Source organism: Exiguobacterium chiriqhucha RW-2, assembly GCF_000416965.1.
Classification (GTDB): Bacteria; Bacillota; Bacilli; order Exiguobacteriales; family Exiguobacteriaceae; genus Exiguobacterium; species Exiguobacterium chiriqhucha.
Map to the genome: position 1 here is coordinate 12,754 of NZ_ATCL01000015.1, position 15,102 is coordinate 27,855.

Annotated in this window: 15 protein-coding genes and 1 other annotated feature; all 15 genes read left to right on the forward strand. The window is 49.3% G+C overall.

All coding sequences use genetic code 11. The features are described 5' to 3' along the window. Positions 1-33 precede the first annotated feature (33 nt). The 15 genes from rlmB to rpsG all read left to right on the forward strand — a co-directional run bounded on the left by rlmB (position 34) and on the right by rpsG (position 15,040). A complete protein-coding gene (gene rlmB, locus M467_RS0115945) occupies positions 34-783 on the forward strand; it encodes a 23S rRNA (guanosine(2251)-2'-O)-methyltransferase RlmB (protein ID WP_029594424.1) in 750 nt (249 codons plus the stop codon). Further along, positions 780-1,307 (forward strand): NYN domain-containing protein, encoded by a 528-nt coding sequence (locus M467_RS23255; protein WP_021066588.1) that lies wholly within the window; start codon positions 780-782, stop codon positions 1,305-1,307. Before rlmB ends, M467_RS23255 begins: the two co-directional genes overlap by 4 nt. A gap of 220 nt (positions 1,308-1,527) precedes the next feature. After that, a complete protein-coding gene (sigH, locus tag M467_RS23260) occupies positions 1,528-2,169 on the forward strand; it encodes an RNA polymerase sporulation sigma factor SigH (protein WP_021066589.1) in 642 nt (213 codons plus the stop codon). Positions 2,170-2,297: 128 nt separating this feature from the next. Then, positions 2,298-2,444 (forward strand): 50S ribosomal protein L33, encoded by a 147-nt coding sequence (gene rpmG, locus M467_RS23265; RefSeq protein WP_021066590.1) that lies wholly within the window; start codon positions 2,298-2,300, stop codon positions 2,442-2,444. 34 nt (positions 2,445-2,478) lie between these two features. After that, positions 2,479-2,649, forward strand: a complete 171-nt coding sequence (gene secE, locus M467_RS23270; protein ID WP_021066591.1) for a preprotein translocase subunit SecE — start codon at positions 2,479-2,481, stop codon at positions 2,647-2,649. Between the two features lie 17 nt (positions 2,650-2,666). Further along, the gene (gene nusG / locus M467_RS23275; RefSeq protein WP_021066592.1) at positions 2,667-3,218 is read left to right on the forward strand and encodes a transcription termination/antitermination protein NusG; all 552 of its coding nucleotides are present in this window, start codon (positions 2,667-2,669) and stop codon (positions 3,216-3,218) included. Positions 3,219-3,365: 147 nt separating this feature from the next. Then, on the forward strand, positions 3,366-3,791 hold the full coding sequence (gene rplK, locus M467_RS23280) for a 50S ribosomal protein L11 (protein ID WP_021066593.1): 426 nt from the start codon (positions 3,366-3,368) through the stop codon (positions 3,789-3,791). A gap of 98 nt (positions 3,792-3,889) precedes the next feature. Beyond that, complete coding sequence (rplA, locus tag M467_RS23285; protein ID WP_021066594.1) at positions 3,890-4,576, forward strand: 50S ribosomal protein L1; 687 nt, start codon at positions 3,890-3,892, stop codon at positions 4,574-4,576. A gap of 59 nt (positions 4,577-4,635) precedes the next feature. Next, positions 4,636-4,789 (forward strand) — a sequence feature (ribosomal protein L10 leader region). A gap of 45 nt (positions 4,790-4,834) precedes the next feature. After that, positions 4,835-5,341: a 50S ribosomal protein L10 gene (gene rplJ, locus M467_RS23290; protein ID WP_021066595.1), complete on the forward strand. Its 507-nt coding sequence runs from the start codon at positions 4,835-4,837 to the stop codon at positions 5,339-5,341. A gap of 59 nt (positions 5,342-5,400) precedes the next feature. After that, positions 5,401-5,766, forward strand: a complete 366-nt coding sequence (gene rplL / locus M467_RS23295) for a 50S ribosomal protein L7/L12 (RefSeq protein WP_021066596.1) — start codon at positions 5,401-5,403, stop codon at positions 5,764-5,766. An 86-nt stretch (positions 5,767-5,852) separates the two neighbouring features. Then, on the forward strand, positions 5,853-6,449 hold the full coding sequence (locus M467_RS23300; RefSeq protein WP_021066597.1) for a class I SAM-dependent methyltransferase: 597 nt from the start codon (positions 5,853-5,855) through the stop codon (positions 6,447-6,449). A 193-nt stretch (positions 6,450-6,642) separates the two neighbouring features. Continuing rightward, entirely contained in the window at positions 6,643-10,191 is a 3,549-nt protein-coding gene (gene rpoB, locus M467_RS23305) for a DNA-directed RNA polymerase subunit beta (protein ID WP_029594427.1), read from the forward strand. Between the two features lie 22 nt (positions 10,192-10,213). Then, positions 10,214-13,813: a DNA-directed RNA polymerase subunit beta' gene (gene rpoC, locus M467_RS23310; RefSeq protein WP_021066599.1), complete on the forward strand. Its 3,600-nt coding sequence runs from the start codon at positions 10,214-10,216 to the stop codon at positions 13,811-13,813. A gap of 288 nt (positions 13,814-14,101) precedes the next feature. After that, complete coding sequence (gene rpsL / locus M467_RS23315) at positions 14,102-14,524, forward strand: 30S ribosomal protein S12 (RefSeq protein WP_012727683.1); 423 nt, start codon at positions 14,102-14,104, stop codon at positions 14,522-14,524. 48 nt (positions 14,525-14,572) lie between these two features. After that, positions 14,573-15,040 carry a 30S ribosomal protein S7 gene (rpsG, locus tag M467_RS23320; RefSeq protein WP_021066600.1) on the forward strand — a complete coding sequence of 156 codons (468 nt, stop codon included), beginning with the start codon at positions 14,573-14,575 and terminating at the stop codon, positions 15,038-15,040. The last annotated feature ends 62 nt before the right edge of the window (positions 15,041-15,102 follow it).

The window sequence follows — 15,102 nt, forward strand, 5'->3', positions numbered from 1 at the left end:
CTAGAACGTCCGGACTACCAAGAAGTCGATGTGATGGAAGAAGGAATCGATTTTTTATACGGGCGCAACCCGGTCATGGAAGCACTCCGGAGCGGACGTGACATGAACAAGGTCTTCATCATGGAAGGCCAACAGAAAGGGCCACTCGCCCAAATCATCGGGATGGCTAACGAGGCGTCGGTCCAAATCTCATTCGTCCCGAAGACGAAACTCGAGAAGATGGCCGGCAGTGAACATCACCAAGGCGTTGTCGCCGCGGTCGCCGCTTACGAATATAAGTCGGTTGAAGACATGTTCGCACTCGCTGAGTCGAAAGGTGAAACGCCGCTCTTCATCTTGCTCGATGAGCTCGAAGACCCGCACAACCTCGGTTCGATTCTTCGGACGGCGGATGCGGTCGGAGCCCACGGAATCATCATTCCGAAGCGCCGCTCGGTTGGATTGACGCAGACGGTGGCGAAAGCCTCGACGGGTGCGATTGAGTATATCCCGGTCGCACGCGTCACGAACTTGACGCGGACGCTTGAAGAGTTGAAAGAGAAAGGACTATGGGTCGTCGGGACGGACGCGAGCGAGAGCCAAGATTATCGCCGCCTCGATGGGAACATGCCGCTCGTCGTTGTCATCGGTAGTGAGGGCAAAGGGATGAGCCGCCTCGTGCGGGAGTCGTGTGACTTCCTCGTCCATATGCCGATGGTTGGTCATGTCACATCGCTGAACGCCTCGGTCGCGGCCGCGCTTCTATTGTATGAAGTGCACCGCTCACGTAACCCATTGTCATGAGTATCAAGAAACGGGAACTGCTCCTCGTGGATGGGTATAACATCATTGGCGCTTGGCCACACCTTCGCAAACTGCGCGACATCGATTTTGAGAAGGCACGTACCGACTTGATTGAAGCGATGGCCGAGTATCAGGCGGTCACAGGTCGTGAAGTGACGATTGTCTTCGATGCGCATATGCGTTATGGACGAGAGTCGAAAGCGAAACAGAGTCGGATCGCGGTCATCTACACGAAAGAGAACGAGACCGCGGACGAATGGATTGAGCGGCGGGCCCATGAACTCGTCGATGATCGTCTCGTCACGTTATTCGTCGCGACGAACGATTTCACCGAGCAATGGGTCATCTTCGGTCAAGGCGCCCTCCGCGTGCCCGCGGCCGAACTGCTCAAAGATTGGAAACAAGCGCAGCAGTTAATCGACCAAGAGCGGTCGGCGCTTGAGCAGGACCGATCCAACCGAAAAACAATCGACCTCACGCCAGATGTGTGGGCCCGATTGGAAGAAATTCGTCGTCGTAAATGAAGCGGTGACGAAACTCACGGACGAGTTCATGAAATGGACTCGTCTTTGTTTTTAATTTGACATTTTTTTGGAAAGAAATGTTGTATACTATTACATGTATGAGTTACACGAATTGTAATTGACGGAATTTTTAGAATTTTATTTGACGGTCGTTTTAAACGGCGCCTATAATGAGAGCACAAACTTACATAAGTTCATCAATCGCCGGGGGGTAGGAAACATGAACGGATGGCCATACGAGCAGTTTGAAAACATGTCCGACGAAGAGCTCGTCTTTCTTGCGCGTAACGAAGGGGATAGCGACGCTCTTGAGTTTTTGATTGAACGTTACCGATATTTCGTTCGGGCGAAGGCACGGTCTTATTTTTTAATCGGTGCCGACCATGAGGATATCGTCCAAGAAGGGATGATCGGTCTGTATAAAGGGGTTCGGGACTATCGGGACGAACGGCTCGCTTCGTTCAAAAGTTTTGCTGAGATGTGCATCACGCGTCAAATGATCACCGCCATTAAAACGGCGACGCGTCAAAAACATATTCCGCTCAACTCTTACGTCTCGCTCGATAAGCCGATTTTTGACGACGAGTCGGACCGGACGCTTCTTGATGTGATTTTGCCGCCGCATCCGACAGACCCGCAAGATTTGCTCGTCACGCGTGAAGAGCAACTGTTCATGGAAGAAAAGATGGAAGAGCTCCTGAGTGACTTGGAACGAAAAGTGTTACGTCTTTATTTGGACGGCCGTTCGTATCAAGAAATCTCAGACGACCTCGACCGTCACGTGAAGTCGATTGATAACGCGCTACAGCGCGTGAAGAAAAAGTTTGAGCGGCATGTCGACGTCAAAACGCTGACGAGCTAACCGATATTGACCGCAAGCCTCCTATGTGATACTTTTAAGGCAGCGCCTTGTCCGTAGACGCCATTTACAGGAGGCGTTTTTTTTTCGCTCTTTTTTAGTGGGAGAGCTGTCGAAAGGGGCGCTTATGAATGGCAAAGAAAGTAAGTCTCGCGTGTTCGGATTGCGGGTCGAACGGTTATTCGACCGTCAAGCAAGACGACGTGACGACGCGGCTCGAACTGAAAAAGTTCTGTCGTCGTTGCAATGCACATACGACACATCGAGAATCAAAGTAATGTAGATTGGCATTCAACGTAGGAGGAAGCTATCATGAACTTTTTGCGCGATGTATGGAAAGAGTTAAAGAAAACGAGTTGGCCGACTCGTAAAGAGCTCACAAAATATACCATCACGGTCATCGCGACGGTCGTCGTGGTCGGCCTGTTCGTGTTCGGCGTAGATACTGGTGTCAGTTATCTCGTCAACCTATTGATTAACTAAGGAAAGAGGTGAAAGCCGTGGAGAAACAATGGTTTGTTGTCCAGACGTATTCTGGATTTGAAAACAACGTCAAAGAAAACCTAGAACGTCGAATCGGTTCGATGAACATGGAAGATAAAATTTTCCGCGTCCTCGTTCCGACTGAAACAACGCAAGAAGAAGTCACTCTCAAGAGTGGCGAGAAGAAGATTAAAGAAAAAGAAGTGAAAAGCTTCCCAGGTTACGTCTTCGTCGAAATGATCATGACGGATGATTCATGGTATGTCGTTCGGAACACGCCGAACGTCACCGGCTTCCTCGGTTCGACGGGGGGCGGCGCTAAGCCGATTCCGCTTCAACCGGACGAAGTGACGAACGTATTGTCACAGATGGGTCTCATCGAGAAGAAAGATCGTTACAACTACGAACTCGGCGACCTCGTCCGTGTCAAAGAAGGCGCATTTGAGAACTTTGAAGGTACGATTGATGAAATCGAAACCGAGAAAGAGAAGCTCAAAGTTGTCGTTGACATGTTCGGCCGTGAAACAAAAATTGAACTTGATTTCGAACAAGTTCAGAAAATTAACTAAACCCACTTGCCATTCTCGGGAACGGATGGTACAATCGGAAATGTTTGATGTTGTGCTTTATTTCGGTACAAACTCGACCTAATAGATTGAGTGGGAGGGCGCACAACGTCCAAGAAACCACATTTTAGACTTAAGGAGGTGTGTCTCGTGGCGAAAAAAGTTACTAAACTCGTTAAACTTCAAATCCCAGCTGGTAAAGCTAACCCAGCACCACCAGTAGGACCAGCACTTGGTCAAGCAGGTGTTAACATCATGGGATTCTGTAAAGAGTTCAACGCTCGTACACAAGACCAAGCCGGATTGATTATTCCTGTAGTCATTACGGTATACGAAGATCGTTCGTTTACATTCATTACGAAAACTCCACCAGCTGCAGTTCTTTTGAAGAAAGCTGCTGGTATCGAGAGCGGTTCTGGTGAACCAAACCGTAAGAAGGTAGCAACGGTTAAGCGTGATAAAGTTCGCGAAATCGCTGAACTTAAAATGCCTGACCTTAACGCGTCGTCTGTTGAAACAGCGATGCTTATGGTTGAAGGTACTGCGCGTAGTATGGGTATTGTAATCGAAGACTAATTTATTAGTCTCTGGGATTGTCGGTGAATATTATGCTCACCTTCAATCCCTTCATTATGTGGGAGGAAATTCCGCTAACCACAAGGAGGAAAAGAATCATGGGTAAAAAACACCAAGAAGCAGCTAAGCTTGTTGATCGCATGAAGTCATACGAACTCACTGAGGCCGTAGAACTCGTTCAAAAAACAGCTACTGCTAAATTCGATGAAACAATCGAAGTTGCTGTCCGTCTCGGCGTAGATCCGAAGAAAGCGGACCAACAAATCCGCGGTGCCGTCGTACTTCCACACGGTACTGGTAAAACACAAAAAGTTCTCGTCTTCGCAAAAGGCGAAAAAGTTAAAGAAGCTGAAGCGGCTGGCGCTGACTACGTCGGTGACTCTGAGTTCATCACTAAAATCCAACAAGGATGGTTCGACTTCGATGTTATCGTTGCGACACCTGACATGATGGGCGAAGTTGGTAAACTTGGTCGCGTTCTCGGACCAAAAGGCCTCATGCCTAACCCGAAAACAGGCACAGTTACGTTCGACGTGACGAAAGCAATCGCGGACATCAAAGCTGGTAAAGTAGAGTACCGCGTTGATAAAGCCGGTAACATTCACGTACCAGTTGGTAAGAAATCGTTTGAAGCAACTAAACTTACTGAGAACATCGAGACAATCATCGAGACGCTCATGAAAGTGAAGCCTGCTACTGCAAAAGGAACTTACCTTAAAAACATCGCGCTTTCTTCGACAATGGGTCCTGGGATCCGTGTCGCGACTGCCGACTTCATCAAGTAATCTACTTGAAATAAACTGTTGACAACGTGTGATACCGCTGTTAAAGTAATACACGTTCAACCGAATATGTTGGATTACCGTAGACAGAAGGTGGACATCGGTCCGTAAACCCTTCCGAGGTGTCTTTGCTCGAACTTGAGCCTGTTGTCACAGGTTTACTTTCAAACAATTACGCCCTCGTATGTCTTCATACGAGGGATTTCTTTTTGAAGAGCAGCCTCTCGTCCGGTATAAGAATTGACTAGGAGGTGCAAACACATGGCAAGCGAAAAAATCGTATCTCAGAAATCGGCACTCGTCGATGAAATCGCTGAGAAAATGCAAGCAAGCGTTGGGACAATCGTTGTTGACTACCGTGGACTTACAGTTGAAGAAGTGACTACACTCCGTAAATCACTCCGTGACGCTGGAATCGAGTTCAAAGTATACAAAAACGGTCTCCTTCGCCGCGCAGCAGTTCAGTCGAACTTCGAAGGTCTTGACGAAGTCTTCACTGGCCCTACAGCAATCGCGTTCTCGAACGAAGACGTTGTAGCTCCAGCGAAGATCTTGAACGACTTCTCGAAAGAGCACAAAGCGCTCGAATTGAAAGGCGGAATCATCGAAGGCAAAGTTTCTTCACTTGAAGAAGTTAAAGCCCTTGCAGAACTTCCATCACGCGAAGGTCTTCTCTCGATGCTTCTCAGCGTACTTCAAGCTCCAATCCGTGGGCTCGCAGTCGCAACAAACGCAATCGCAGAACAAAAAGAAGAGCAAACTGCTTAATTTTTGTCTCGTAGCGTAATAAAAACCAATCTTTACAACATCAAAGGAGGAAAACCATAATGGCTTTCAACAAAGAGCAATTCATCGAAGACCTCAAATCAATGACGGTTCTCGAACTTAACGAACTCGTAAAAACAATCGAAGAAGAATTCGGCGTATCAGCAGCAGCTCCAGTAGCAGTTGCAGGTGCAGGCGCAGCAGTAGCTGAAGAGCAAACTGAATTCGACGTAATCCTCACAAACGCTGGCGCTGGTAAAATCAACGTCATCAAAGCGGTACGTGAACTTACAGGCCTCGGTCTTAAAGAAGCGAAAGCACTCGTTGACGGAACTCCAGCTCCAGTCAAAGAAGGCGTTTCTAAAGAAGATGCAGACGCAGTCAAAGCTAAGCTTGAAGAAGCTGGCGCAACTGTCGAAGTTAAGTAATCTAACTTTTACTTCTACAACCTATAGAAGCTCGCTATGGCGAGCTTCTTTTATTTCCTTGAAGAGTGGGTTAGGAGGTTCAATGCATGGGAGATCATTACTATACGAACGACCCTAGTTCGAAAAGTGCCCCTGAGACATGGACGTTTGAGTTGCGAGGGAAGACATATCGCTTCACCTCGGACCGCGGCGTGTTCTCGAAAGGATCGGTCGATTTTGGGTCACGTCTCTTAATCGAATCATTTGAAGTGCCTGATGTTGAAGGACGCATTTTAGATGTGGGCTGCGGCTACGGTCCGATGGGGATCTCGCTTGCCGACGCCTCTGGGCGTGAAGCACTCCTCGTCGACGTGAACGAGCGAGCGCTTGCCTTGTCAGAGCAAAACGCCGCCCAAAATGGGGTGACGATTGAGACGCGACTCAGCCACGCTTATGACGGAGTCGGTGATGAACAGTTCGCCGCAATCGTGACCAATCCGCCGATTCGGGCCGGGAAGCAAGTGGTCCACACGATTTTGCGCGATGCGTATACACACCTTGTCGTAGGTGGAGCGCTCTACGTCGTTATTCAAAAGAAACAAGGAGCGCCTTCTGCCAAGAAGTTGCTTGAAGATGTGTTCGGTCAAGTCGAGTCGGTTGCGAAAGAAAAGGGCTATTTCATTTTCCGGGCAATTCGCTCTTGACAAACGGTGAAGTCTTGTTGACTCGCTATAACGTATATGCTAACATTATAAAATGCCATTGGAATGGAATTCGCTTTGAACTGCCGCGTTTGCCGCTTTTTAGACGCGGAAAAGAGGCGACATTCAATGACAATGTTCGATTATTACGCCCGAAAAATTCGATAGAGAATTGGGGGTCTGAGAGGTGAATCAGTTGACTGGTCAACTTGTTCAGTACGGTCGTCACCGTCAGAGAAGAAGCTTTGCCCGTATCAGTGAGGTATTAGAGCTTCCGAATTTGATTGAAATTCAAACTGCTTCTTACGAGTGGTTCTTGCGTGAAGGATTGAAAGAGATGTTTACGGACATTTCGCCAATCTCCGACTTCACCGGAAACCTCGTGCTCGAGTTCATCGACTATTCGCTCAGTGAGCCGAAGTATTCGATCGATGAGTCGAAGGAGCGAGACGTAACTTACTCTGCGCCATTGCGCGTAAAAGTACGTTTGCAAAACAAAGAGACAGGTGAGCTCAAAGAACAAGAAGTGTTCATGGGGGATTTCCCGCTCATGACAGAATCGGGAACGTTTATCATTAACGGTGCAGAACGCGTTATCGTTTCCCAGCTCGTTCGTTCACCAAGCGTTTATTACAACGCGAAACTCGATAAAAACGGTAAGCGTGGCTTCGGAGCGACTGTTATTCCGAACCGTGGTGCATGGCTCGAACTTGAGACAGATGCCAAAGATATCGTTTACGTTCGTATTGACCGTACCCGCAAAATCCCGGTAACGGTGTTGTTGCGTGCCCTCGGTTTCGGTACGGACCAAGAGATTATCGACCTTCTCGGGGATGACGAGTATCTTCGTAACACCCTTGAAAAAGATAATACAGAATCAACAGAAAAAGCGTTAATCGAAATTTACGAGCGTCTCCGCCCTGGTGAACCACCAACGGTTGAGAACGCGAAGTCACTTCTCGTTTCTCGTTTCTTCGACCCAAAACGTTACGACCTTGCAAACGTCGGTCGCTATAAGATGAACAAAAAACTTCATCTTAAAAACCGTCTCTTCGGTCAAAAATTGGCCGAGACGCTCGTTGACCCAGAAACAGGCGAAGTCATCGCCGAAGCTGGAACTGTCCTCGATCGTCGCAACCTTGACCGCGTTCTTCCACACTTGGAGAACGGCCTCGGTTATATGGATGCTGAGCCGACAGGCGGCGTCGCTGAAGGTGAACCGTTCGGTCTTCAATCGATCAAAGTAATCTCACCAGATGACCCAGATGGAGAGCGTATCTTGAACATTATCGGTAACGGCAATATCGACCGCAGCGTGAAACACATCACACCGGCTGATATCATCGCATCGATCAACTACTTCTTTAACTTATTACACGAAGTCGGAACAACAGATGACATTGACCACTTAGGAAACCGTCGTCTTCGTTCAGTCGGAGAACTTCTCCAAAACCAATTCCGGATCGGGCTTTCTCGTATGGAACGTGTCGTTAAAGAACGGATGTCGATTCAAGATCAAAACGCGATCACACCACAGGCGTTAATCAACATTCGCCCAGTTATCGCGTCGCTAAAAGAGTTCTTCGGTAGTTCGCAGTTGTCACAGTTCATGGACCAAACAAACCCGCTCGCAGAGCTCACGCACAAGCGTCGTCTCTCTGCACTTGGACCGGGTGGTTTGACACGTGAGCGTGCCGGCTTCGAAGTTCGAGACGTTCACTATTCGCACTACGGTCGGATGTGTCCAATCGAAACGCCGGAGGGACCAAACATCGGTCTCATCAACTCGCTTTCGTCTTATGCGAAAGTAAACGAGTACGGCTTCATTGAAGCTCCGTACCGTCGAGTCGACCCTGAAACAGGTCTCGTCACGAGCGAGATTCAATATATGACGGCGGATGAAGAAGATCTCTACGTCGTCGCTCAGGCGAACATGCCGCTCACAGAAGAAGGCGGATTCGCCAACGAACAAGTCCTTTGCCGTTTCCGCGGACAAAACTTGTCAGTTGAGCCGAACCGAGTCGATTACATGGACGTCTCGCCGAAACAGGTTGTTTCTGCTGCGACGGCATGTATCCCGTTCCTTGAGAACGATGACTCGAACCGTGCCCTCATGGGAGCGAACATGCAACGTCAAGCTGTACCACTTCTTCAACCAGATTCACCGATTATCGGTACTGGGATGGAGTACGTGTCAGCGAAAGACTCTGGGGCCGCGATTATCGCGAAATTCCCAGGTGTCGTCGAGCGTGTCACAGCACGCGAAATATTAGTCCGCCGCACGTCTGACGTGAACGGTTCTGAGGTATCAGGTGACCTTGACCGCTACAAACTTCAAAAGTATGTCCGTTCGAACCAAGGGACATGCTACAACCAGAAGCCGATCATCGCTGCTGGTGACCGTGTCGAAAAAGGAGAAATCCTTGCTGACGGACCGTCGATGGATATGGGTGAGCTCGCGCTCGGTCGTAACGTCGTCGTCGCCTTCATGACATGGGACGGTTACAACTATGAGGATGCGATCATCATGAGTGAACGCCTCGTGAAAGATGATGTGTACACGTCGATTCATATCGAAGAGTACGAATCAGAGTCACGCGACACGAAACTCGGACCTGAGGAAATCACACGTGATATTCCAAACGTCGGTGATGACGCACTTCGCAACTTGGACGACCGTGGGATTATCCGCATCGGTGCGGAAGTCAAGGATGGCGATATCCTCGTCGGTAAAGTTACGCCTAAAGGTGTGACTGAATTGACGGCGGAAGAGCGTCTCTTGCACGCAATCTTCGGTGAGAAGGCACGTGAAGTCCGTGATACGTCACTCCGTGTACCAAACGGCGGCGACGGCATCATCTTGGACGTCAAAGTGTTCGATCGTGAAAACGGTGACGAACTCTCACCAGGCGTGAACCAAATGGTTCGTGTCTACATCGTTCAAAAACGTAAGATTCACGAAGGGGATAAGATGGCGGGACGTCACGGTAACAAAGGTGTTATCTCGCGCATTCTCCCTGAAGAAGACATGCCATACATGCCGGACGGCACACCGATTGACATCATGCTTAACCCACTAGGTGTACCATCACGGATGAACATCGGTCAGGTACTCGAACTCCACCTTGGAATGGCGGCTAAAAAGCTCGGCATCAAAGTGGCGACACCTGTATTCGATGGTGCGCGTGAGGAAGACGTATGGGCAACGATTGAAGAAGCTGGAATGGACAAAGATGCCAAGACTCGTCTCTATGACGGTCGTACTGGTGAAGCGTTCGATAACCGCGTCTCGGTCGGTGTCATGTATATGATCAAACTCGCGCACATGGTTGATGATAAACTTCACGCTCGTTCGACAGGACCATACTCGCTCGTCACGCAACAACCGCTCGGTGGTAAAGCACAGTTCGGTGGACAGCGTTTCGGTGAGATGGAAGTATGGGCACTTGAAGCGTACGGCGCAGCCTACACGCTCCAAGAGATTCTTACAATCAAGTCGGATGACACGGTTGGTCGTGTGAAAGCATACGAGGCCATCGTGAAAGGTGAGAGCGTTCCGAAAGCGGGCGTTCCTGAGTCGTTCCGCGTCTTGATCAAAGAGCTCCAAGCGCTCGGTATGGAAGTCAAGATGATGTCTGCGGACGATGAAGAAGTTGAAATGAAAGATGAAGATGACGACAACATCCCGAACGCAACATCGGCGTTAGAACAAGTCGTTCAACCGACTGTTACGGAAGAGGAATAAGGCGAAAAGGGAGGTCGGCCCCTTGGTAGATGTTAATCGATTTGAATATATGAAAATCGGCTTGGCTTCACCCGAGAAGATCCGTTCGTGGTCTTACGGGGAAGTCAAAAAGCCGGAAACGATCAACTATCGTACACTTAAACCAGAGAAGGACGGATTGTTCTGTGAACGAATCTTCGGTCCTACGAAAGACTGGGAATGTTACTGCGGGAAATACAAACGAATCCGTTATAAAGGAGTCATTTGTGACCGTTGTGGCGTTGAAGTGACGAAAGCGAAAGTGCGTCGCGAGCGTATGGGCCATATCGAGCTCGCGGCACCAGTTTCGCACATCTGGTACTTCAAAGGGATTCCAAGCCGAATGGGGCTTGTTCTCGATATGTCACCACGTGCGCTCGAAGAAGTAATCTACTTCGCGTCGTACGTTGTGACGGAGCCAGGTGACACTCCGCTTGAGAAGAAACAACTTCTCTCGGAAAAAGAATACCGTCTCTACCGTGAAAAATACGGCAGTGACTTCAGAGCAGACATGGGTGCAGAAGCCATCCGCACACTCCTTCAAGACGTTCAACTCGAGAAGGAAGTCGGAGAACTCCGCGAAGAATTGAAGACGGTTCAAGGCCAACGTCGTACACGTGCGATTAAACGTCTTGAAGTGCTCGATGCATTCTTCACGTCAGGTAATGATCCAGATTGGATGATTCTTGAAGTACTTCCTGTCATTCCGCCAGAGCTTCGCCCGATGGTGCAGCTCGACGGTGGACGCTTTGCGACATCTGACTTGAACGATTTGTATCGTCGAGTCATCAACCGAAACAACCGTCTCAAACGTTTGCTCGATCTCGGCGCGCCGAACATCATCGTGCAAAACGAGAAGCGTATGCTTCAAGAAGCGGTTGACGCCCTCATCGACAACGGTCGTCGTGGTCGTCCGGTCACAGGACCAGGTAACCGTCCCCTTAAATCACTTTCACACATGTTGAAAGGGAAACAAGGTCGTTTCCGTCAAAACCTTCTTGGTAAACGGGTCGACTATTCAGGACGTTCGGTTATCGTCGTTGGTCCAAACTTGAAGATGTACCAATGTGGTCTCCCGAAAGAGATGGCCCTTGAACTCTTCAAACCGTTCGTGATGAAAGAACTTGTCGGTCGCGGCATCGCGTCGAACATCAAGAACGCCAAACGTAAGATTGAGAAGATGCAACCAGAAATCTGGGGCGTCCTCGAAGAAGTCATTCGCGAGCATCCGGTTCTCTTGAACCGTGCCCCAACGCTTCACCGCCTAGGGATTCAAGCTTTCGAACCGATTCTCGTCGAAGGTCGCGCGATTCGCCTTCACCCGCTCGTATGTACGGCTTATAACGCCGACTTTGATGGTGACCAAATGGCGGTTCACGTACCACTTTCTGCTGAAGCACAAGCTGAAGCTCGTCTTCTCATGCTCGCAGCGCAAAACATCTTGAACCCGAAAGACGGAAAACCAGTTGTTACACCATCGCAGGATATGGTCCTCGGTAACTACTACATCTCGCTTGAACGCGACGATGCCGTCGGACAAGGGAAAATTTTGTCGAACGTGAACGAAGCGCTCATCGCGTATCAAAATGGCTATGTCCACTTGCATACACGTGTCGCTCTTCCAGCACGTACGCTCAACAACCCGACGTTCACAGATGAGCAAAACGAGAAAATGTTGATCACAACGGTCGGTAAGATGATCTTTAACGAGATCTTGCCGAACACGTTCCCATACTTGAACGAGCCGACGATGGAAAACTTACAGGAAGCAACGCCTGACAAGTACTTCATCGACAAAGGTGCCAACGTGGCAGAAGAAATCGCCTCACGTCCTTTGGTCGAGCCGTTCAAAAAAGGATTCCTTGGAAAAGTCATCGCGGAAGTGTTCCAGAAGTTCGAAACGACTGAAACAAGCCGCATGCTTGACCGGATGAAAGATCTCGGCTTCAAACACTCGACGAAAGCCGGTGTGACGGTCGGAATCGCTGATATCATCGTTCTTCCGGACAAACAAGAAATCCTTGATGAAGCGCAAACTCAAGTCGATCAAATCATGAAGTCATTCCGTCGCGGTCTCATCACTGAAGATGAGCGTTACGAGCGCGTTGTACGCTCTTGGAACGAAGCGAAGGATGAGATTCAATCACGATTGATGAAATCCCTCAATCGCTTGAACCCAATCTTCATGATGTCTGACTCAGGTGCCCGTGGTAACGCGTCCAACTTCACGCAGCTCGCAGGGATGCGTGGTTTGATGGCCGCTCCATCTGGCCGCATCATCGAACTTCCGATCAAATCTTCATTCCGTGAAGGTCTGACGGTACAAGAGTACTTCATCTCGACGCACGGTGCGCGTAAAGGTCTTGCCGATACAGCCCTTAAGACGGCTGACTCAGGTTACTTGACGCGTCGTCTTGTTGACGTAGCCCAAGATGTCATCATCCGTGAAGAAGATTGTGGAACGGACCGCGGAATCCGCGTTGCCGCTCTCCGCGAAGGCACGGAAGAAATCGAAAACTTGTATGACCGCCTCGTCGGCCGTACAGCGTTCGAGACAGTGGCACATCCGGAAACGGGTGAAGTCATGGTCGAGAAGAACCAATTGATTACCGAAGATCTCGCTCGCGACATCGTCGACGCTGGAATCGAACGAGTTGAAATCCGTACAGCCTTTACATGTAACACGTCACACGGCGTATGTAAGAAATGTTACGGCCGCAACTTGGCGACTGGCTCGAACGTTGAAGTCGGCGAAGCTGTCGGAATCATCGCCGCGCAATCAATCGGTGAGCCAGGAACGCAGCTTACAATGCGTACCTTCCACACAGGTGGGGTAGCCGGAGATGATATCACACAAGGTCTTCCACGTATCCAAGAGGTATTCGAGGCTCGTAACCCGAAAGGGCAAGCGGTCATCTCGGAAATCCCTGGTACGGTCATCGACTTCACAGAATCGCGTGACAAGCGTGAACTCACCGTCGAAGGACTCAGTGAGACACGTACGTACACGATTCCGTTCGGAGCACGTCTTCGTGTTCAAATCGGAGATACAGTAGAAGCTGGAGAAGTCTTCACGGAAGGTTCGATCGATCCGAAAGAATTGCTCGCCGTCCGTGGTGTATCTGGTGTTCAAAACTACTTGCTCCAAGAAGTACAAAAAGTTTACCGCATGCAAGGGGTAGAAATCGGCGACAAACACGTCGAAGTCATGGTTCGCCAAATGCTTCGCCGCGTCAAAGTCATCGAGTCTGGTGACACGCCACTTCTCCCTGGTTCGCTCGTCGATATCAGCGTCTTCAAAGAAGCGTGTAAAGATACGCTTCGCGAAGGCAAGAGCCCGGCAACAGCGAAACCGGTCCTTCTCGGAATCACAAAAGCGTCGCTTGAGACAGATTCGTTCCTCTCGGCCGCTTCGTTCCAAGAAACGACTCGTGTATTGACAGACGCTGCCATCAAAGGCAAGCGCGACTATCTCCTCGGACTCAAAGAGAACGTCATCATCGGGAAACTCGTTCCAGCTGGTACTGGGATGCCGGTTTACCGTGATGTTAAACTCAAAGAAGAAGAGACGAAAGCCGTTCTCGAAGACACGACGGTAGAATAAAAACGTCTTGACAGCATGGGTTGGCGGTGCTACTATGATTTAGTGCCGCCAATCGGTTGTTGTCGATGACAACGGTGTCCAGCAGTCGGCAAGCTACTTGGACGTCACCCGATCTTTCTCCGGAAAGGTTTGGCTGCTATTATTGCCACTTTCAAGGTATAACTCACGTTTTTGCGAGGTCATGGAATGCCTACGCCTCGTAAAAGCGTTTCGTTATGACCTTAAATGAACCACCCGGGTCGGTGGGTCTAGAAAATAGCATAATTCAGGAAGGGAGGATCTTCAAAGATGCCTACTATCAACCAGTTAGTCCGTAAAGGACGTAAATCGAAAGTCGTTAAATCTGACTCTCCAGCACTTAACAAAGGTTACAACAGTTTCATCAAGTCACAAACTAACGTGAGCTCGCCACAGAAACGTGGTGTTTGTACACGTGTTGGTACAATGACTCCGAAGAAACCGAACTCGGCATTACGTAAGTATGCTCGTGTTCGTTTGACTAACCAAATCGAAGTGACTGCGTACATTCCAGGTATTGGCCACAACCTTCAAGAGCACAGCGTTGTTCTTATCCGTGGAGGACGTGTAAAAGACTTACCAGGGGTACGTTACCACATCGTTCGTGGTGCGCTTGACACTGCAGGTGTTGACGGACGTATGCAAGGCCGTTCTAAATACGGTACGAAACGTCCGAAAGCTGCGAAGAAGTAATTCTCGCAAAACTAAAAACTACTGAAATTTTGAAAGGAGGGTACTCGGATGCGTAAAAACCGTGCAGAACGTCGTGACGTTATCGCAGATCCGATCTACAACTCGAAATTGGTAACTCGCCTCATTAACCGTGTCATGTTAGACGGTAAAAAAGGTACAGCTCAAACTATCATTTACAACGCATTTGGCCTCATCGCTGAACGCTCAGGCAAAGAGCCTATGGAAGTGTTCGAAGAAGCAATGAACAACATCATGCCTGTACTTGAAGTTAAAGCTCGCCGTGTTGGTGGAGCAAACTACCAAGTTCCTGTTGAAGTTCGTCCAGAGCGCCGTACGACACTTGGTCTTCGTTACCTCGTGAACTACGCTCGTCTCCGCAACGAGAAAACGATGGAGCAACGTATCGCGAATGAAATCATGGATGCAGCCAATAACACTGGTGCGTCTGTTAAGAAACGCGAAGACATGCATAAGATGGCAGAAGCGAACAAAGCGTTTGCTCACTATCGTTGGTAAGTTAAACGTAAAGACCACTCCACGTCACCAAGCGGTGGCTTAATGGAGTGGCTTTCGGGTAT

Bases quoted from the DNA above. Each gene is read 5' to 3' on its own strand.
- rlmB (WP_029594424.1), top strand. From the start codon at position 34: ATGGAAGAAGGAATCGATTTTTTATACGGGCGCAACCCGGTCATGGAA.
- M467_RS23255 (WP_021066588.1), top strand. From the start codon at position 780: ATGAGTATCAAGAAACGGGAACTGCTCCTCGTGGATGGGTATAACATC.
- sigH (WP_021066589.1), top strand. From the start codon at position 1,528: ATGAACGGATGGCCATACGAGCAGTTTGAAAACATGTCCGACGAAGAG.
- rpmG (WP_021066590.1), top strand. From the start codon at position 2,298: ATGGCAAAGAAAGTAAGTCTCGCGTGTTCGGATTGCGGGTCGAACGGT.
- secE (WP_021066591.1), top strand. From the start codon at position 2,479: ATGAACTTTTTGCGCGATGTATGGAAAGAGTTAAAGAAAACGAGTTGG.
- rplA (WP_021066594.1), top strand. From the start codon at position 3,890: ATGGGTAAAAAACACCAAGAAGCAGCTAAGCTTGTTGATCGCATGAAG.
- rplJ (WP_021066595.1), top strand. From the start codon at position 4,835: ATGGCAAGCGAAAAAATCGTATCTCAGAAATCGGCACTCGTCGATGAA.
- rplL (WP_021066596.1), top strand. From the start codon at position 5,401: ATGGCTTTCAACAAAGAGCAATTCATCGAAGACCTCAAATCAATGACG.
- M467_RS23300 (WP_021066597.1), top strand. From the start codon at position 5,853: ATGGGAGATCATTACTATACGAACGACCCTAGTTCGAAAAGTGCCCCT.
- rpsL (WP_012727683.1), top strand. From the start codon at position 14,102: ATGCCTACTATCAACCAGTTAGTCCGTAAAGGACGTAAATCGAAAGTC.
- rpsG (WP_021066600.1), top strand. From the start codon at position 14,573: ATGCGTAAAAACCGTGCAGAACGTCGTGACGTTATCGCAGATCCGATC.